This is a genomic window from Xenorhabdus aichiensis (genome assembly GCF_028598775.1).
GTDB lineage: Bacteria > Pseudomonadota > Gammaproteobacteria > Enterobacterales > Enterobacteriaceae > Xenorhabdus > Xenorhabdus bovienii.
Window position 1 is genome coordinate 1 of sequence record NZ_JAQRFO010000146.1, and the last position, 511, is coordinate 511.

The window sequence follows — 511 nt, forward strand, 5'->3', positions numbered from 1 at the left end:
ACGTCAGCAAGGCATTACATTGATATTCCTGAAGGAGCAGCTTACGTTTAGTGCTCACGAGAGCACACCCATGCAAGAGCTGCAACTGCATATGATGTCTGCATTCAGTCAGTTTGAACGTGCCTTAATTCGGGAAAGGCAAACCGAAGGGATTGCCACGAAAAAACAGCGTGGAGAACGCACTGGGCGACCGCCTGCGGATATCAGTAAACTGCCTCAAATAGATGCGCTAAGAGCAAAAGGTATAAAATTAAAGCTGGCCTGCGATAACATGGGATTAGGTGTTTCTACGTATTATAAATTGCGTCACCGGCTAAAAAACGGGGATATAAAATAGTCATTCCCCGGAGGACAGTATCATGCAATTCACGATCCAAATAGCGGTGGCCGCTAAATCAGGTCACAGTCATACTGAGACACTATTCACGATAGAAAAACAGAATGATCCCCCAAATGACACTGGGCTTTCCTTGTCTGAATCCAAATTGCTTTTGAACGCTATCCAGCAATC

Annotated in this window: 1 protein-coding gene; it reads left to right on the forward strand. The window is 45.2% G+C overall.

All coding sequences use genetic code 11. The features are described from left to right. A partial coding sequence (locus PSI22_RS21370) for a recombinase family protein (RefSeq protein WP_273581476.1) occupies window positions 1-337 on the forward strand: 337 nt, incomplete at its 5' end. Window positions 338-511 lie beyond the last annotated feature (174 nt).